The organism is Variovorax sp. 05T418, assembly GCF_056396385.1.
The window spans coordinates 90,799-109,038 of sequence record NZ_JBFTLJ010000004.1; the positions used below are offsets into that span (position 1 = coordinate 90,799).

17 protein-coding genes are annotated in these 18,240 nt (G+C 66.2%); 13 read left to right on the forward strand and 4 right to left on the reverse strand.

What is annotated here, in order from left to right; genetic code table 11:
* Positions 1–8 precede the first annotated feature (8 nt).
* A complete protein-coding gene (gene thrS, locus AC1DMS_RS08885) occupies positions 9–1,916 on the reverse strand; it encodes a threonine--tRNA ligase (RefSeq protein ID WP_412510663.1) in 1,908 nt (635 codons plus the stop codon).
* On the opposite strand from thrS, the gene AC1DMS_RS08890 reads away from it, so the two are divergent.
* Positions 1,915–2,301: a hypothetical protein gene (locus tag AC1DMS_RS08890; RefSeq protein ID WP_478180879.1), complete on the forward strand. Its 387-nt coding sequence runs from the start codon at positions 1,915–1,917 to the stop codon at positions 2,299–2,301. The genes thrS and AC1DMS_RS08890 overlap by 2 nt on opposite strands.
* On the opposite strand, the gene aceA is transcribed toward AC1DMS_RS08890, so the two are convergent.
* A complete protein-coding gene (aceA, locus tag AC1DMS_RS08895; RefSeq protein WP_012747006.1) occupies positions 2,211–3,530 on the reverse strand; it encodes an isocitrate lyase in 1,320 nt (439 codons plus the stop codon). The genes AC1DMS_RS08890 and aceA overlap by 91 nt on opposite strands.
* 247 nt (positions 3,531–3,777) lie before the next feature.
* Positions 3,778–4,206: a gamma-glutamylcyclotransferase family protein gene (locus AC1DMS_RS08900; protein WP_012747005.1), complete on the reverse strand. Its 429-nt coding sequence runs from the start codon at positions 4,204–4,206 to the stop codon at positions 3,778–3,780.
* Positions 4,207–4,245: 39 nt separating this feature from the next.
* Here AC1DMS_RS08900 and AC1DMS_RS08905 point away from each other — a divergent pair, with 39 nt between their 5' ends.
* On the forward strand, positions 4,246–5,172 hold the full coding sequence (locus AC1DMS_RS08905; RefSeq protein WP_012747004.1) for a DMT family transporter: 927 nt from the start codon (positions 4,246–4,248) through the stop codon (positions 5,170–5,172).
* Positions 5,173–5,327: 155 nt separating this feature from the next.
* A complete protein-coding gene (locus AC1DMS_RS08910) occupies positions 5,328–5,771 on the forward strand; it encodes an SWIB/MDM2 domain-containing protein (protein ID WP_012747003.1) in 444 nt (147 codons plus the stop codon).
* A gap of 88 nt (positions 5,772–5,859) precedes the next feature.
* Here the strand turns inward: AC1DMS_RS08910 and AC1DMS_RS08915 are convergent, their stop codons facing one another.
* On the reverse strand, positions 5,860–7,578 hold the full coding sequence (locus AC1DMS_RS08915) for a thiamine pyrophosphate-binding protein (RefSeq protein WP_478180880.1): 1,719 nt from the start codon (positions 7,576–7,578) through the stop codon (positions 5,860–5,862).
* Between the two features lie 93 nt (positions 7,579–7,671).
* On the opposite strand from AC1DMS_RS08915, the gene AC1DMS_RS08920 reads away from it, so the two are divergent.
* The 10 genes from AC1DMS_RS08920 to AC1DMS_RS08965 all read left to right on the forward strand — a co-directional run bounded on the left by AC1DMS_RS08920 (position 7,672) and on the right by AC1DMS_RS08965 (position 18,209).
* Positions 7,672–8,328 (forward strand): TetR/AcrR family transcriptional regulator, encoded by a 657-nt coding sequence (locus AC1DMS_RS08920; RefSeq protein WP_478180881.1) that lies wholly within the window; start codon positions 7,672–7,674, stop codon positions 8,326–8,328.
* 157 nt (positions 8,329–8,485) lie between these two features.
* Positions 8,486–9,469 carry a tripartite tricarboxylate transporter substrate binding protein gene (locus AC1DMS_RS08925; protein WP_012747000.1) on the forward strand — a complete coding sequence of 328 codons (984 nt, stop codon included), beginning with the start codon at positions 8,486–8,488 and terminating at the stop codon, positions 9,467–9,469.
* A gap of 33 nt (positions 9,470–9,502) precedes the next feature.
* The gene (locus AC1DMS_RS08930) at positions 9,503–10,276 is read left to right on the forward strand and encodes an ABC transporter permease (protein ID WP_012746999.1); all 774 of its coding nucleotides are present in this window, start codon (positions 9,503–9,505) and stop codon (positions 10,274–10,276) included.
* A gap of 44 nt (positions 10,277–10,320) precedes the next feature.
* Positions 10,321–11,340 (forward strand): ABC transporter substrate-binding protein, encoded by a 1,020-nt coding sequence (locus tag AC1DMS_RS08935; RefSeq protein ID WP_436287628.1) that lies wholly within the window; start codon positions 10,321–10,323, stop codon positions 11,338–11,340.
* A gap of 47 nt (positions 11,341–11,387) precedes the next feature.
* Positions 11,388–12,167 carry an ABC transporter ATP-binding protein gene (locus AC1DMS_RS08940; RefSeq protein WP_012746997.1) on the forward strand — a complete coding sequence of 260 codons (780 nt, stop codon included), beginning with the start codon at positions 11,388–11,390 and terminating at the stop codon, positions 12,165–12,167.
* Between the two features lie 9 nt (positions 12,168–12,176).
* On the forward strand, positions 12,177–13,607 hold the full coding sequence (locus AC1DMS_RS08945) for an enolase C-terminal domain-like protein (protein WP_478180882.1): 1,431 nt from the start codon (positions 12,177–12,179) through the stop codon (positions 13,605–13,607).
* Between the two features lie 32 nt (positions 13,608–13,639).
* Complete coding sequence (locus AC1DMS_RS08950; protein WP_478180883.1) at positions 13,640–14,803, forward strand: Gfo/Idh/MocA family protein; 1,164 nt, start codon at positions 13,640–13,642, stop codon at positions 14,801–14,803.
* Between the two features lie 16 nt (positions 14,804–14,819).
* Positions 14,820–16,007: a dihydrodipicolinate synthase family protein gene (locus AC1DMS_RS08955; protein ID WP_478180884.1), complete on the forward strand. Its 1,188-nt coding sequence runs from the start codon at positions 14,820–14,822 to the stop codon at positions 16,005–16,007.
* 8 nt (positions 16,008–16,015) lie between these two features.
* Positions 16,016–16,894, forward strand: coding sequence for a sugar phosphate isomerase/epimerase family protein (locus AC1DMS_RS08960; RefSeq protein WP_436311015.1), 879 nt, complete (start codon positions 16,016–16,018; stop codon positions 16,892–16,894).
* 217 nt (positions 16,895–17,111) lie between these two features.
* The gene (locus AC1DMS_RS08965; protein WP_307594137.1) at positions 17,112–18,209 is read left to right on the forward strand and encodes a DNA glycosylase AlkZ-like family protein; all 1,098 of its coding nucleotides are present in this window, start codon (positions 17,112–17,114) and stop codon (positions 18,207–18,209) included.
* Positions 18,210–18,240 lie beyond the last annotated feature (31 nt).

Sequence of the window (18,240 nt, forward strand, 5' to 3'; positions counted from 1 at the left end):
GGGACAAATCAACGCTTGTCAGCAACATCCTGGACGAGCCGTTGCACGAACGATTCGAGGGACATTGCACCGAGGTCTTGATTGCCCCGGGCGCGCACTGCGACGGCACCAGCTTCTCTCTCTTTGTCGCCTACGACAAGGATGTAGGGAAGCTTTTGCAACGAATGCTTGCGTATTTTATACGTAATCTTCTCGTTGTGCAGATCCAGCTGGACCCTAAGCCCTTGATTCTGCAGCGTTTTCGCCACTGAAGCGGCGTAGTCGGCCTGGCCTTCGCTGATGTTGAGCACCGCCACCTGCACCGGAGCGAGCCATGCGGGCAGCGCGCCGGCATGGTGTTCGATCAGCATGCCGATGAAGCGCTCCAGGCTGCCGACGATGGCGCGGTGCAGCATGACGGGATGGGCGCGGCCGCTCGTTTCCGTGACGTACTCGCCGCCCAGGCGCTCGGCCGTGTTGAAGTCGACCTGCATCGTGCCGCATTGCCACTGGCGGCCCAGCGCGTCCTTCAGCGTGTATTCGATCTTGGGGCCGTAGAAGGCACCGTCGCCGGGCGAGATGATGAAGTCGACGCCCGAACGGCGCAGCGCCTCCATCACCGCGTGCTCGGCCTTGTCCCAGAGCTCGTCGGAGCCCACGCGGTTGTCGGGGCGCGTGGCCACCTTGTAGAGGATTTCCGTGAAGCCGAAGTCGGCGTAGACCTTCTGCAGCTGCGCCGTGTAGGCCACGCATTCTTCGAGGATCTGGTCTTCCGTGCAGAAGATGTGGCCGTCGTCCTGCGTGAAGCCGCGCACGCGCATGATGCCGTGCAGCGCGCCGCTGGGTTCGTTGCGGTGGCACTGGCCGAACTCGCCGTAGCGCAGCGGCAGGTCGCGGTAGCTGCGCAGGTCGCTCTTGAAGATGAGCACGTGGCCCGGGCAGTTCATCGGCTTGAGCGCGTATTCGCGCTTTTCCGACTCCGTCGTGAACATGTTGTCGCGGTAGTTCTGCCAGTGGCCCGTTTTCTCCCACAGGCTCTTGTCGAGGATCTGCGGGCCCTTCACTTCCCAGTAGCCCGTGTCGCGGTAGATGCCGCGCATGTACTGCTCCACCGCCTGCCACAGGGCCCAGCCCTTGGGGTGCCAGAACACCACGCCCGGCGCCACTTCGTCGATGTGGAACAGGTCGAGTTCCTTGCCCAGCTTGCGGTGGTCGCGCTTCTCGGCTTCCTCGATGCGCTGGATGTACTGGTCGAGCTGCTTCTTGTCGGCCCAGGCCGTGCCGTAGATGCGCTGCAGCTGTTCGTTCTTGGCGTCGCCGCGCCAGTAGGCGCCGGCGAGCTTCGTGAGCTTGAAGACCTTCAGGAAGCGCGTGTTCGGCACGTGCGGGCCGCGGCACATGTCGACGTATTCCTGGTGGTAGTACAGGCCCATGGCCTGTTCGTCGGGCATGTCCTCGACCAGGCGCAGCTTGTAGTCCTCGCCGCGCGACTTGAAGACCTCGATGACCTCGGCGCGCGGCGTCATCTTCTTGACCACGTCGTAGTCCTGCGCAATGAGCTCGCGCATGCGCGCCTCGATGGCGGCCATGTCCTCGGGCGTGAAGGGGCGCTCGTAGGAGATGTCGTAGTAGAAGCCCTCCTCGATCACCGGGCCGATGACCATCTTGGCCGTCGGGTAGAGCTGCTTCACGGCGTGGCCAACCAGGTGGGCCGTCGAGTGGCGGATGATCTCCAGGCCCTCGTCGTCCCTGGGCGTGATGATCTGGAGCTTGGCGTCATGGTCGATGACGTCGCTGGCATCGACGAGCTTGCCGTCGACCTTGCCGGCCACCGTCATCTTGGCGAGCCCGGGTCCGATGGACTGGGCAACTTCGGCCACCGAAACCGGGCCGGGGAACTCGCGGCGCGAGTTGTCGGGAAGCGTGATCTGGATCATGGAAAACCTCGGGCGAAAAAACAAAAAGCGCGGTGACTGGCCGCGCTTTGCTTGGGATGAGAGCTGGCAGAAACCAGCGAGCGCGGGCTACCGGCCCTTTTCTTCGGAGACGAAGAAAAAGCCGCTGAATCCTTGCGGAGTAGTTCGCGGTGTCATAACCAAGGTGCCTTTCTCGCTCTTGTTGGGTGCAGAGAGCCGCAATTCTATCCGCTGGCCGCCAGGCCAAAAAAAAGCCCGGCGCTCGGCCGGGCTCGAAGGTGACAGCGAAATCGTTGTGCTGGCGGAATCAGCGGATCAGTGGAACTGCTCTTCCTCGGTCGAGCCGGTCAGCGCCGTGACGCTGGACTTGCCGCCCTGGATGACCGTGGTCACCTCGTCGAAGTAGCCGGTGCCGACTTCCTGCTGGTGCGACACGAAGGTGTAACCGCGATCGCGCGCCGCGAATTCGGGCTCCTGCACCTTCTCGACGTAGGCCGACATGCCGCGCTGCACGTAATCTTGCGCCAGGTCGAACATGTTGAACCACATCGAGTGGATGCCGGCCAGCGTGATGAACTGGTACTTGTAGCCCATGGCGCCGAGTTCCTTCTGGAACTTGGCAATGGTGGCGTCGTCGAGGTTCTTCTTCCAGTTGAAGGACGGCGAGCAGTTGTAGGCCAGCATCTTGCCGGGGTGCACCTTGTGGACCGCATCGGCGAAGCGCTTGGCAAACTCGAGGTCGGGCGTGCCGGTTTCGCACCACACCAGGTCGGCGTAGTGGGCGTAGGCAATGGCGCGGCTGATGGCCTGGTCGATGCCCTTCTTCGTCTTGTAGAAGCCTTCGGCGGTGCGTTCGCCGGTGAGGAAGGGCTTGTCGTTCTCGTCGTAGTCGCTGGTGATGAGGTCGGCGGCTTCGGCGTCGGTGCGGGCAATCACGAGCGTCGGCGTGCCGCAGACGTCGGCGGCCATGCGCGCGGCGATGAGCTTCTGCACGGCCTCGGTGGTGGGCACGAGCACCTTGCCACCCATGTGGCCGCACTTCTTGACCGAGGCGAGCTGGTCTTCGAAGTGCACGCCGCCGGCGCCGGCCTTGATCATGGCCTTCATCAGCTCGAAGCCGTTCAGCACGCCGCCAAAGCCGGCTTCGGCATCAGCGACGATGGGCGCGAAGTAGTCGACATAGCCCTTGTCGCCGGGGTTCACGTTCTTGGACCACTGGATCTCGTCCGCGCGGCGGAAGGTGTTGTTGATGCGCTCCACCACGGTCGGCACCGAGTCCACCGGGTACAGCGACTGGTCGGGGTACATCGACGAGTAGGTGTTGGCGTCCGCGGCAACCTGCCAGCCCGACAGGTAGATGGCCTTCACGCCGGCCTTCACCTGCTGCATGGCCTGGCCGCCCGTGAGCGCGCCGAGGCAATTGACGTAGGGCTCGTTGTTCACCAGCTCCCAGAGCTTCTCGGCGCCGCGGCGCGCAAGCGTGTGCTCGATGGGGAAGGAGCCGCGAAGGCGAACCACGTCGGCGGCGCTGTAGCCGCGCTTGATGCCCTTCCAGCGGGGATTGGTGGCCCATTCTTTCTCGAGGGCGGCAATTTGCTGTTCGCGGCTCAATTGTTCGGTGAGGGTCTGGGGCATGGTCACTCCGTGAGGTTGGTTGAAAGGATCGGGCGCTGCGGCCGTGGAGCTACTCTAAACCGAAGCCAGACTCTTATGTCTTATAGAAGACATATTTTTAGTCCATCAAAATCAACCACTTACGAAGACATTTCTCCATGCAAAATTATTTTTCTCATATTGAGAAAAAATATTGCGCCGCAGCAGCCGCTCTTTTCGCAATGTGCAATCGACCTTTCAGGCGTGAAAACGAAGCGCCGCGCACGCCTCAGCTGGCAGCGGCATGGGCCATCCAGTCGCCGCTGTCGATCACCGCGCGCCCCTCGATGCGCGATGGATGGATCTCGTAGACCAGGCATTCGAAACGCTGCGCACCTGCTGCCACGATCAGGTGGCGGCGGATGTATTCGCCGGAGCCGTCGTCGGCGACGCCCTCGAGCCGGTCGAGCTCGGCCTCCACCTGGGGCGCGACGCGGTAGATCTCGCCGAAGACGCGCCGCTGCCCGCCGAGCACCGCGCCGGGGTAGGCGCCGAGGTCGTACAGCGTGGCGGCAATGCTTGCGTCGGCCACGTGGACCGGCACGGGCCGATAGCGCGCGATGTCGTTGCGCCCGCCGCGGCGCAGGGTGCCGTAGACGAAGACGTGGCGCTGCGCGCCTGCGTCCGGCGCGACATCGGGCCCGGGAGATTGGGGCATCATCGAATCCATCGTTCCAACAACAAGCCGTCCAGTCTATTGAACACCGCTGCTCCCGCCAGCCGCCTGCTGGCCTATGGTTGCCTGGCCCTGAGCATGTCGCTCGTCGGCGGCTACGTCGCCCTCTCCAAGCCGCTGGTGGCGGCCTTCCCGGTGCTGTTGCTCGCCTGGCTGCGCTTCGGCATCGCGGCGCTCGCCATGCCGCACTGGCTGCGGCGCGCTCCGGGGGAACCGCCGATGAGTGCACGCACGCGCGGGCTGGTCTTTCTCGAATCGTTCCTCGGCAACTTCCTGTTCTCGATCTGCATGCTGTTCGGCGTGAGCCTGACCAGCGCGGTGTCCGCCGGCGTGATCATGGCTTCGATCCCGGCGGCCGTGGCGGTGGCGAGCTGGCTCTTCCTGCGCGAGCGCATCACGGTGCGCATCGGCCTGGCCATAGGCTGCGCTGCGATCGGCATCGGCCTGCTGGCCCTGACGCCCGCGCATGCACCGGCAGCGGGCGACAACGGCGCCGCCGCGCCTTCGATGCCTTGGCTCGGCAATCTGCTCGTGTTCTGCGCGGTGCTGTGCGAAACCGCCTATGCGGTGATCGGCAAGTCGCTCACCGGCCGGCTCGGCCCCAAGCGGATCTCCTCGCTCATCAACCTCTGGGGCTTCGTGCTGTCGATGCCCTTCGGCATCTGGTTTGCGCTGCAGTTCGACTTCACGGCGGTGCGCCTCGGAACCTGGGCACTGCTCGTGGTCTATGCGCTGGCCGCGAGCATCTGGACCGTGTGGCTCTGGATGACCGGATTGCGCCATGTGCCCGCTGCGCAAGCGGGCGTGTTTGCCGTGATGCTGCCCGTGAGCGCGGCCCTCGTGGGCGTGCTGGTGCTCGGCGAAAGCCTCTCCGCGGCGCAGCTGCTTGCGTTCGCTCTTGCACTCGTTGGCGTGGTGCTGGCGACCTGGCCCGCGCGCCGAAGCTGAAAACCACGGGTTCTCCCCTCTGAAAAAACAACAACTCCCAATGAAAAAACCGCTTTTTCCCTTGGAAACGCGTTTTTTCTCCTTTAGCATCCGCAATGCCACTGGAGACGCAAGTTTTTCATTGGTGACTGTTTAACCAAAAAAGGAAATCAACCATGGCAACTGCAAAGAAGGCTCCGGCCAAGAAAGCTCCGGCAAAGAAGGCCGCTCCCGCAAAGAAGGCTGCGGCTCCTGCGAAGAAGGCCGCACCGGCCAAGAAGGCGGCTCCCGCAAAGAAGGCTGCTGCTCCTGCGAAGAAGGCTGCACCCGCGAAGAAGGCTCCTGCAAAGAAGGCCGCTCCCGCCAAGAAGCGCACGCCCAACGCTGCGTTCATGAAGGCCCTGACCCCCAGCCCGGCACTCGCCGCCGTTGTGGGCTCGACGCCTCTGCCACGCACCGCAGTCGTGAGCAAGCTGTGGGACTACATCAAGAAGAACAACCTGCAGGACAAGGCCAACAAGCGCAACATCAACGCCGACGCCAAGCTGAAGGAAATCTTCGGCAAGCCGCAAGTGTCGATGTTCGAACTGGCCGCGCTGATCGGCAAGCACGTCAAGTAAGCACCCGGGGGCCCCGCGCTCCCGCATCAAAAAGCCGGCTCATGCCGGCTTTTTTTTCGCCTGTGGCAACCGCGCGCCGCGGCTCTCTTCACCCCCGCGCCTGCGCCGCCCGCGTGATCGACGCGAGCGTGCCGCGCGTGGTGATCACCTCCGGGTCCAGCGGGATCTCGATCAGCGTGCCCGTATCGGCCGCCAGCGCGCGCAGCAGCGCGGCCTCGAACTGCGCGGTTTCGGTCACGCGCTCGGCCGCGTAGCCGTAGGCCCGCGCGAGGCCGCAGAAGTCGGGATTGCGCAGCGCGGTGCCGCTCTCGCGCTCGGGGTACTCACGCTCCTGGTGCATGCGGATGGTGCCGAACATGCCGTTGTTCAGCAGCACGATGATGCTCTTGCCTCCATGCTGCGCAGCGCTCGCGAGCTCTTGCCCGGTCATCAGGAAATCGCCGTCGCCCGCGATCGTGAAGGCCACGCGCCCCGTTGCCAGGTTGGCCGCGATGCCCGCCGGCACGCCGTAGCCCATCGCGCCGCTGGTGGGTGCCAGCTGCGTCTTGTGGCCCTTTGCGAGGCCGTGATAGCGGAAGTAGCGGTGCACCCAGCTCGCGAAGTTGCCGGCGCCGTTGGTGATGGCCGCGTCCGGCGGCAGGTGCTTTTGCAACAGCGCGACCACTGCGGCCATGTCGATGGGGCCGCGCGGCGTTTCGGCCGGCATGCCGGCGAGCGGCTGCGGCTCGAGGTTCGCCTCGTAGTCCGCATGGGCCTGCAACGTCCATTCTTCCCACGGCAGCGTGGGCGGTGCGCTCAGCACCTCGAGGCTGCGCGCGGCGGCGCTCATGCCGGCGTTGATGGCCAGGTCGGCCTGGTAGACGCGGTTGAGTTCCTCGGCACTGGCGTGGATATGCACCAGTTTTTGTTGGGCCTTCGGCGCCTCGAGCAGCGTATAGCCGCCGGTGGTCATCTCGCCAAGGCGCGGGCCGATCGCGAGGATCAGGTCCGCGTCCTTCACGCGCTGTGCGAGCTTCGGATTGATCGCAATGCCGACGTCGCCCGCATACAGCGGATGGTGGTTGTCGAAGGTGTCCTGGAAGCGGAAGGCATTGGCCACCGGCAGCCGCCAGTTCTCGGCAAAGCGCTGCAGCGCCTGCGCGGCCTGCGCCGTCCAGCCGCCGCCGCCGGCAATCACCAGCGGCCGCTCGGACTTCAGCAGCAGTTCGCGCAGCGTGCGCAGCGCGCCCGGGTCGCTCCATGGCTGGACCGCCTCCACGCGCTTCAGCGGCCGCGCCGCGGTCTGGCTGCGCAGCATGTCCTCCGGCAGCACCAGCACCACCGGCCCCGGACGGCCGTTCATCGCGGTGGCGAAGGCGCGCGCCACGTATTCGGGAATGCGGTCGGCGTCGTCGATGCGCTCCACGCGCTTGGCAAAGCCCTTGGTGCCCGGGCCGAAGAAGCTGCCGTAGTCCACTTCCTGGAAGGCTTCGCGGTCGCGGAAGTCGCTGCCCACGTCGCCGACGAAAAGCACCATCGGCGTCGAATCCTGGAACGCGGTGTGCACGCCGATCGATGCGTTGGTGGCGCCGGGTCCGCGCGTCACGAAGCAAACGCCCGGTCGGCCCGTGAGCTTGCCGTGCGCCTCGGCCATGAAGGCCGCGCCGCCCTCCTGCCGGTTGACGATGAAGCGGGCCCGATCGCGGTAGGCGTGGAAGCCGTCGAGCACCGCGAGAAAGCTCTCGCCGGGCACGCCGAACGCGATCTCCATGCCCTGCTCGACCAGGCATTCGACGATCAGGTGGCCGGCCGGTTGTGATGTACTCATGGGAAGTCGAACCTCAGCTGCAATGTCTCCGGCAATTATGTGCGCCCGCTCCCAACGCCTTGCGTTAATTCACCAATTGGTTAAATTCGCGCCATGAAGGCCCCCAAGGATTCCCCGCCCGAAACGGCCGAGCCGCGTTCGCGCGATGCCGACCGCTCGCAACTCGCCATCCTTGCGTCGGCGCGCGACGAGTTCGCCCAGCGGGGCCTGGCCGGCGCACGCATGGACAGCATCGCCGAGCGCGCAGGCCTGAACAAGCGCCTCATCTACTACTACTTCGGCAGCAAGGACGACCTGTTCCTGGCGGTGCTCGAGCGCACCTACGCCGACATCCGCGAGGCCGAGCAGCGGCTGCACCTGGACGAGATCGACCCGGTCGAGGCGATCCGCCAGCTGGTCTCCTTCACCTGGCACTACTACCTGGAGCACCCCGAGTTCATCACGCTGCTGAACAGCGAGAACCTGCATTGCGCGGCGCACCTCAAGCGCTCCGAACGCATCCAGGAGATGAACTCGCCGCTGGTGCAGCTGCTGGACGCGGTGCTCGAGCGCGGCCGGCGCGACAAGCTGTTCCGCGCCGGCGTGGACCCGGTGCAACTGTACATCTCGATCGCGTCGCTGTGCTACTTCTATCTCTCGAACAACCACACGCTCTCGGCCATCTTCGGCCGTGACCTGCGTGCGCCCAAGGCCATGGCCCAGCGCCTGTCGCACATGACCGACCTCGTGCTGGGCTACGTGCTGCACTGAGCCTGCGGGCCCCTGCGGCCTTTCCAGACCTCCTTCGGGTATTCACTAGGCAGCGGCGGTTGACGCTGCGGCGCAGCCCTTCCTAAAATCGCTAATTCACTTATTGGTGAATTGATCGATTCAAGACAGCGGCCCCACCGCGCGGAGACAACCGACCATGAAGCAACTCGCACGCACCACCGCCCTTGCGGCGCTCACCTGCCTGGGCGCACTGCTGCCCGGCCTCGCATCCGCGCAGAACGGCTATCCCAGCAAGCCGATCCGCGTGATCGTGCCCTTTGCGGCAGGCAGCACCACCGACATCATTGCCCGCGCCATCGCCGACAAGATGAGCCAGAGCATGGGCCAGACGCTGGTCATCGACAACCGCGGCGGCGCGAGCGGCACCATCGGCCAGCAGGCAGTGGCCACGGCCGCGCCGGACGGCTACACGGTCATGATCCACTCGTCGTCGCACACGGTGAGCCCCTCTACCTTCGCCAAGCTGCCGTTCGACACGGTGGGCGACTTCGCCGGCATCACGCCGATCTCGTCGCTGCCCAACGCGCTGGTGATCTCGCCGGCGAAGAACATCAAGACGCTGCCGCAGCTTTTGGCCGCCGCACGCGCCAAGCCCGGCAGCATGAACTTCGCATCGGCCGGCCAGGGCAGCGCCACGCACCTGAACGCCGAGAAGTTCAAGATGGCCGCGAAGATAGACGCGACCAACATTCCCTTCAAGGGATCGGGCGAGGCCGTCACCGAGGTGCTCTCGGGCCGCGTCGACTACTACTTCTCGCCCATCGCGCCGGTGATAGGCCAGATCAAGGAGGGCCAGCTGCTCGCGCTCGCCGTCGGCTCGCCCAAGCGCGCCGCCGCCCTGCCCGACGTGCCCACCACCAGCGAGGCCGGCGTGCCCGGCTCGGAGTTCAATTTCTGGATCGGGATGATGGCGCCGGCCAAGACGCCGCGCGACATCGTCCACCGCCTGCACGACGAAGTGGCAAAGGCGCTGGCCACGCCCGAGGTGAAGGAGCGCTTTCTCAAGCTGGGCGCCGATGCCTGGACGCTCAAGCCCGAGCAGTTCGACGCCTACATCAAGGACGAGATCGCGAGCAATGCCCAGCTCGTGAAGGCCGCGGGCCTGTCGGTCCAGCAGTAGCAAGCCTCCGTCGACAAGCCCCGAGTCGTCTTCATGCTCCGCAAGCTCCTGCTTTCTCCGGCCCTGCGCCCGTTCCTCTTGATCCTGCTGCTGCTGGTGCTGTGGGACGTGGCGATCCGGCTCTTCAGGATTCCGGCCTACCTGATTCCACCGCCGTGGGAAGTGGTGAAGCAGCTCGTGGCCGAATGGCCGCGCCTGTTGGCCGAGAGCTGGAAGACCACGCTCGCCACGCTCGGCGGCTTCGGCCTGACGATCTTGATCGGCATACCGATTGCGATGGTCATCGCCTACTCGCGGCTGGTCGAGTCGTACGTGTACCCGCTGCTGGTGTTCTCGCAGAGCATTCCCAAGGTGGCGATTGCGCCTCTCTTCGTGGTGTGGTTCGGCTTCGGCATCTTTCCGAAGGTGATCAGCGCGTTCCTGCTGGGTTTCTTTCCGGTGGTGGTGTCGACGGTGATGGGCTTCAAGTCGGTCGAGCCCGACATGCTCGACCTGGCCCGCTCGATGGGCGCGAGCCGGCTGCAGACCTTCTTCAAGATCAGCCTGCCGCAGGCCATGCCCGCGATCTTCAGCGGCCTGAAGGTGTCGGTGACGCTGGCCGTGGTGGGTGCGGTGGTCGGCGAGTTCGTCGGCTCCAACTCGGGCATCGGCTACGTGCTGCAGGTGGCCAACGGCAACTTCGACCTGCCGCTGATGTTTGCCGCGCTCGTGGTGCTGTCGAGCATCGGCGTGATTCTTTTCGTCGCGGTCGACATCGTCGAGCGCGTGATGATTCCGTGGCATGCCTCGCAGCGCCACGCGAACTGAGTTCCTTTCTTCGTCATACCCAGAAAACTCCAGGAGACAACGTCATGAAGAAACTGCTTCCCTCGCTGCTCGCCATCTCGGTCCTTGCCGCGCTCGCCAGCTTTGCCATCGCTCCCGCACATGCGCAGGCCGACAAGCCCAAGGACAAGGACAAGGTCACGCTGATGCTCAACTGGTACCTGTACAGCGAGCATGCGCCCTTCTTCCTCGGCAGGGAAAAGGGCTTCTACGCCGACGAGGGCATCGAGCTGGAGATCCAGGAAGGCCGCGGCTCCGCCGTCACGGCGCAGGCGGTGGCCGCGAAGTCGGCGACCTTCGGCTACATCGACGTCACGACCATGATCAAGGCCGCCGCCAAGGGCGCGCCGCTCAAGTCGACCGGCGTGCTGTTCCAGGTGAGCCCGATGTCGGTCATGGGCTTCAGCGAGAAGAACATCAAGGTGCCCAAGGACATCATCGGCAAGACCGTGGCCGTCACGCCGGGCGACTCGATGTCGCAGATGTGGCCTCTTTTCCTCAAGGTCAACAACATCAAGCCCGAGCAGGTGAAGATCGTCTCGGGCGATGGCCAGACCAAGCTCAATGCGGTGATCAACGGCCAGGCCGACCTGCTGCTGGGCTACGTGATGGACCAGGCCATCAAGCTGCAGGACGCCACCGGCAAGCCCGTGACGCCGATCCGCTTTGCCGACTCGGGCGTGAACCAGATCAGCTCCGGCATCATCGCCAACAAGAACCTGCTGGCCGAGAACCCCGACCTCGTGAAGCGCTTCATGCGCGCATCGACCAAGGCCGCCGAAGCCGCCGAGAAGAGCCCCGAAGCCGCGGTCGACGCCATGCTCAAGGCCAACCCGAAGGCCGGCGTGCGCGACACGCTGATCGTGGGCATGAAGCAGAGCGTGGCGCTCTACCACACGAAGGAAACGGCCAACCAGCGCCCGTTCCGCGTGGCGATGAAGAACGTGAACGACTCGCTCGACCTGCTGGTGCAGTACGGCGGCATGGACGCCTCGACGCGCGGCAAGCCGGAAGACTACGTCACCCTCGACTTTCTCCCGAACTGATCTTTCGTCCGCGCGCCCGCTCGCTGTTGCCACCCCTCACGCACTCCATGTCCCAAGCCAACCTGATCGAAGCGCGCGGCGTCGCCAAAACCTACCAGAGCAAGGACGGCCCGGTCGAGTCGCTGAAGCCGCTCGACTTTGCCATCCGTGAAGGCGAGTTCGTCTCGGTCGTCGGCCCTTCGGGCTGCGGCAAGAGCACGCTGCTCAAGATGGTGGCCGGCCTGCTGCCGATCAGCGGCGGCGAGCTCACGCTGGCGGGCAAGCCGATCAAGGGGCCGCAGAAGGACGTGGGCATCGTGTTCCAGAGCGCGGTGCTGCTGCCCTGGCGCAGTGTGCAGGACAACATCCTGCTGCAGGCCGAGATGCGCCACCTGCCCAAGGCCGCCTCCGAGGCCCGGGCGCGCGAGCTGATGGAGATGGCGGGCCTCAAGGGCTTCGAGGGCAAGTACCCCTGGCAGCTTTCGGGCGGCATGCAGCAGCGCGCGTCGATCTGCCGCGCGCTGCTGCACGACCCCTCGGTGCTGCTGATGGACGAACCCTTCGGCGCGCTCGACGCGATGACGCGCGAGAAGATGAACCTGGAGCTGCAGCGCATCTGGATGGCCTCCAGGAAAACCGTGATGCTGATCACGCACAGCATCCCCGAGGCGATCTTTCTCTCGGACCGCGTGATCGTGATGAGCGAGCGCCCCGGCTCGATCGCCGCGGTCTACGACATCGACCTGCCGCGCCCTCGCACGCTCGACGTCATGGCCTCGGCCGAGTTCGGCGCCTACACCAAAGAGGTGCGCGCGCACTTTTTCTCGCAGGGCATCCTGGACCACTGAGCCGCACCCATGGACGCGCCCCGTTTCCACGTCGAGGAGATCCGGTTTGCCGAGCGCGACGTCGCGCTCAGGCTGCCGTTCCGCTTTGGCGCCGCCACCGTCACGGCCTGCCCGCAGGTCTACGTGCGGGCGCGCATCCGCTTCGAGAACGGCCGCACGGCCGAGGGCTGTGCGGCCGAGATGATGGTGCCCAAGTGGTTCGACAAGAACCCGGCGCTCACCAACGAGCAGAACTTCGAGCAGCTTCGCTTTGCGCTGCGCGATGCGCGCGAAGCCTATCTGGCCGAGGACGAAGCGCAGACCGCCTGGACGCACTTCGCATCGAACTACGCCGCGCTGCAGGCCCGCGCGAAGTCCAAGGGCCTGCAGGCGCTGGTGGCGAGCTACGGCCCCGCGCTGATCGACCGCGCGCTGATGGATGCGCTGTGCCTGCACATGGGCCAGAGCTTTGCCGCGGCGATGAGCGCCAACCTGTGCGGCATCGATGTTGCGGGCAGCGGGCTGGCCGACGATCTCGCGGGCTTCGGCATGCCCGGCTTCCTGGCCGGCCGATCGCCGCGCGCGCGCATCGCGGCGCGCCACACGGTCGGCTTGGCCGATGCCATCGACGACAGCGACCCGCTGCCCGATGCACCGGCCGACGGCCTGCCCACCACGCTGGCCGCGGCGGTGCAACGCTACGGCCTTACGCATTTCAAGCTCAAGCTCTGCGGCCACACGGCGCAGGACATCGCGCGCCTGGAGCGCATCGCCCGCGTGATCGATGGCCACGCGCAACTCGTGACGCTCGACGGCAACGAGCAGTACGCCGATGCCGGCGACTTCGCCGTCTTTCTCGACCGCATGCTGTCGACGCCCGTGCTGTGGAAGCTCGCGCAGAAGACGGCCTTCGTCGAACAGCCGATCCGCCGCGATGCCGCCCTGCAGCGCAACGTGGCGGCACTGGGCAAGCGCATTCCCCTGCTCATCGACGAATCCGACGCCACGCTCGATGCCTTCGTGCAGGCCCGTGCGCTGGGCTACACCGGCGTGTCGAGCAAGAGCTGCAAGGGCTTCTACAAGTCGGTGGTCAATGCGGCGCGCTGCGCGCACTGGAACGCTTCCGAGAAAGCGGACCGCTTTTTCCTGTCCGGCGAAGACCTGACCATGCAGGCCGGCATCGGCGTGCAGCAGGACCTCGCGCTGGTCGGCTGGCTCGGCCTCTCGCATGTCGAGCGCAACGGACACCATTACGTCAACGGCCTTGCGGCCGTGCCCGAGGCGGAGCAGCAGGCCTTGCTGAAGCTGCATCCCGGCCTCTACGAACCGAGCGACGGCGCCGTGCGCCTCGCCATCCGCGGCGGACAGCTAGCCCTGTCGCCGCTCGCCACCGCGCCCGGCTTTGCCACCGGCAAGCCCGGCGCCGGCATCTCGTGGGACGCCATGCGTTCCGTCTATTGAAGCACCCCTCTCGCATCCCAAGGAAGAAAACGATGGCCACCCAACGACTCGGAATCATCATGCACGGCGTCACCGGCCGCATGGGCATGAACCAGCATTTGATCCGCTCCATCTGCGCGATCCGCGCCCAAGGCGGCGTCACGCTGTCGAATGGCGACAAGGTGATGCCCGACCCGATCCTCATCGGCCGCAACGCCGAGAAGATGGAAGCGCTCGCCAAGGCCCACAACATCGCGCGCTGGGGCACCGACCTGGACGCGGCGCTCGCCAACAAGGACGACACGATCTTCTTCGACGCCGGCACCACGCAGATGCGCCCGACGCTGCTGGCCAAGGCGATCCGCGCCGGCAAGCACGTGTACTGCGAAAAGCCCATCGCCACCAATCTCAATGAGGCCGTCGAGATCGCGCGCCTGGCGGAAGGCTCGGGCCTGAAGCACGGCGCGGTGCAGGACAAGCTGTTCCTCCCGGGCCTGCGCAAGCTCGACATGCTGCGCCGCGCGGGCTTCTTCGGCCGCATGCTCAGCGTGCGCCTGGAGTTCGGCTACTGGGTGTTCGAGGGCGACCTGCAGCCGATCCAGCGTCCGAGCTGGAACTACCGCAAGGAAGACGGCGGCGGCATGATCCTGGACATGATGTGCCACTGGCGCTACGTGCTGGACAACCTGTTCGGCGAAGTGAAGTCTGTGTCGTGCATTGGCGCGACCCACATCCCCAGGCGCTGGGACGAGGCCGGCAAGCCCTACGAGGCCACCGCCGACGACGCGGCCTACGCCACCTGCGAGCTCACGGGCCATAACGGCGAGCCGGTGATCGCGCAGATCAACATGAGCTGGGCGACGCGCGTGCGCCGCGACGACCTCGTGACCTTCCACGTCGACGGCACCGACGGTTCGGCCGTGGCGGGCCTGTCGAGCTGCCGCGCGCAGTCGCGCGTGGCCACGCCGCGGCCGGTGTGGAACCCGGACGAGAAGCAGATGATGAATTTCTTCGACCAGTGGCAGGAGATTCCGGATTCGCAGGTCTACGACAACGGCTTCAAGATCCAGTGGGAGCACTTCATCCGCCACGTGGTCGAGAACGAGCCCTACAAGTGGACCTTGCCCGAAGGCGCCAAGGGCGTGCAATTGGTCGAGGCTGCGCTCGAATCGTGGAAGGGCCGCCGCTGGGTCGACGTGCCTGCGCTGAAGGTCTGAAGAAGAAGCACAAGCCATGGCATTGACGCTGAACCTTCCCACCGCGAGCGGCGCGCTCGCGCCTTACGCCCTGCGCGGCACCGCGCCGGTGAAGCCCGATGCGGGCATCAAGTTCAACCGCATCGCCTACTCGGCCGCGCACGTGGTGGCCGACCCGCTGGCCGCGGTCGACCCCTGGCTGCAGGCCGCCGTCGACTGGGACGCGACCATCGCCTACCGCCGCCACCTGTTCTCGCTGGGCCTGGGCGTGGCCGAAGCCATGGACACCGCGCAGCGCGGCATGGGCCTGGACTGGCCGACCTCGCTCGAGCTGATCCGCCGCTCGCTCGATGCCGCGAAGGACGTGCCCGGCGCGCTGGTCGCCTCGGGCTGCGGCACCGACCACCTGAACCTCGACGAGGTGAAGAGCGTCGACGACGTGATCCGCGGCTACGAAGAGCAGATGGCGGCGATCGAGGCGCTCGGCGGCAAGCTGATCGTGATGGCGAGCCGTGCGCTCGCGCGCGTGGCCAGGAGCCCTGCCGACTACGAGCGCGTGTACGACCGCATCCTGTCGCAGGCCAGGCAGCCGGTGGTGCTGCACTGGCTGGGCGAGATGTTCGATCCGGCGCTGGCCGGCTACTGGGGCACGAAGGACACCGACGCCGCGATGGACACCGCGATCGGCATCATCGCGGCGCACCCCGACAAGGTCGACGGCATCAAGATTTCTCTGCTCGACAAGGACAAGGAAATCGCGATGCGCCGGCGCCTTCCGCCCGGCGTTCGCATGTACACGGGCGACGACTTCAACTACGCCGAGCTGATCGCCGGCGACGGCTTCGGCCGCGAGCCCACGCACGGCAAGAGCGACGCGCTGCTGGGCATCTTCGACGCCATCGCGCCGGCTGCGAGCGCGGCGCTGGGTGCACTGGCCCAAGGCAATACGGAAAAATTCCACGCGATCCTCGGCCCGACGGTGCCGCTGTCGCGCCACATCTTTGCGGCGCCCACGCGCTTCTACAAGACCGGCGTGGTGTTCATGGCCTGGCTCAACGGCCACCAGAAGCACTTCACGATGGTGGGCGGCCAGCAGAGCACGCGTTCGCTGCAGCACTTCGCCGAGCTGTTCCGGCTGGCCGACGCGGCCAACCTGCTGGAGCAGCCGGAACTGGCGGTGCGGCGCATGAAGACGCTGCTTGCGCTGCACGGCGTGGACAATTGATCGAAGCCATGCGCGATTTCTCGCAGAACCACGACTGGCTGTCGATCAACACCGCCACCATCCGCAAGCAACTGGGCGCCGAGGTGCCGCTCGACCGCATCATCGACCAGTGCGCCGAACGCGGCATCCGCGCGATCAGCCCCTGGCGCGACCAGGTGGCGGCCGTCGGGCTCGACAAGATCGCAAAGCAGCTGAAGGCGCACGGCATCGGCCTGTCGGGCTACTGCCGCGGCGGCTTCTTTCCGGCGGCGAATGCGGCGGGCCTCCAGGCCGCGCTCGACGACAACCGCCGCGCCATCGACGAGGCCAAGACGCTCGATGCGCCTTGCCTCGTGCTGGTGGTCGGCGCCCTGCCCGGCGCGCTCGAAGGCAAGGCCGCCTACAAGGACATCGCCCGCGCGCGCGGCGAGGTGCGCGACGGCATTGCCGCATCGCTCGAATACGCACGCGAAGTCGGCATGCCGCTGGCCATCGAGCCGCTGCATCCCATGCAGGCGGCCGACCGCGCCTGCATCAACACGCTCGAACACGCGCTCGACATCTGCGACGAGCTCGATGCGGGCAAGAGCGGCATGCTGGGTGTGGCGCTGGACATCTATCACGTGTGGTGGGATCCGAAGCTGCAGCAGCAGATCGCGCGCGCCGGCCGCGAGCGGCTGCTGGCGTACCACGTCTGCGACTGGCTCACGCCCACGCGCGACCTGCTCTCGGACCGCGGGATGATGGGCGACGGCGTGGTCGAGCTCAAGAAGATCCGCGGCTGGGTCGAGGACGCGGGCTTCGCGGGGTTCAGCGAAGTCGAGATCTTTTCGAATCTCGACTGGTGGCAGCGGGCCGGCAGCGAAACGCTCGACGTGTGTATCGAACGGCACAGGCAAGCCGTCTAGCAAAAGTATTCGGAGCTTTTGTTCGGGGCGCGTGCACAGCTGATCAACGACTGCTCCGTATAACGCTCCCGCCGATCGGGTGCCTTGCGCAGCGAAATCAAGGGGGAGGCCGAAGGCCGGAGGACATTCGCGGAGCAAGGTACCCCGTCGGCGGGAGCGCGCCCTGAACAACAAGGCCCCTAAAACAGCAGCGCCCACTTGTGCTGCAATCCGCCCCATGGCCACCCCGACCCTCGACGACCTGCGCCGCTACGCCATCGCGCGCACCCTCTTCAAGCCGACCACGCTGCCGGGCGCAATTCGCCGGCTCGGCTTCGTTCAGGCCGACCCGATCCGCGCCCCTGCGCGCGCACAGGACCTGACCTTGCGCCACCGCGTGAAGGACTACCGCGCGGGCGATCTCGAAAGCCGCTACACCCGACTTGCCATTGAGGAAGACTGCCTCGTCAACTACGGCTTTCTGCCGCGCGAGCACTTGGCGCTGATGCATCCGCGCGAAGCCAGGCAGCCCTGGGACGCGGACACCCGCCGCAAGGCCGCTGACGTGCTGGCCTTCGTGCGCGAACGCGGGCCCGTGCATCCGCGTGAAGTCGAACAGCACTTTGCACACGGCAGCGTCAAGAACTACTGGGGCGGCTCGAGCAATGCGACGACGCGGCTGCTCGATGGCCTGCACTACCGCGGCATGCTGCGCGTGGTGCGGCGCGACAGCGGCACGCGCGTCTACGAGGCCGTGACGCATGTGCCGGCCGACGACAGCCCCGCCGGCCGCGCGCAACGCGCCGCCGCGCTGATCGACCTGGTGGTACGCAAGTACGCGCCGCTGCCGGCCGCGAGCCTGACGTACCTCGTGCGGCTGCTCGGCTACGGCGCGCCGCATCTGTCGGCGCAGACGCAGGCCGCGCTGCGCCTCGCACGCGACGAACGGCTCGCAAGCTGCCGCATCGACGGCACCACCTGGTACTGGCCCGGCGATGAAAACCCGGCCTCGCGGCGCCATGCGCCCGATGAAGAAGTGCGCCTGCTCGCGCCCTTCGACCCCGTGGTGTGGGACCGCCGCCGCTTCGAGCTGCTGTGGGGCTGGACGTACAAGTTCGAGGCCTACATGCCGGCGCCGAAGCGGCAGTTCGGCTACTACGCGCTGCCTCTGCTCTGGCACGAGCGCGTGATCGGCTGGGCCAATATCACTGCACCCGAAGGCCGGCTGCAGCCCGCCTTCGGCTACGCCGGCGGCAAGCCACCCCGCGATGCGCTGTTCCGCGCGGCGCTCGACGACGAACTGCATCGCATGACGCAGTTCCTCGCGAAGCGCTGAGCCGTACGCACCCGCGCGCGGCGAAAATCCC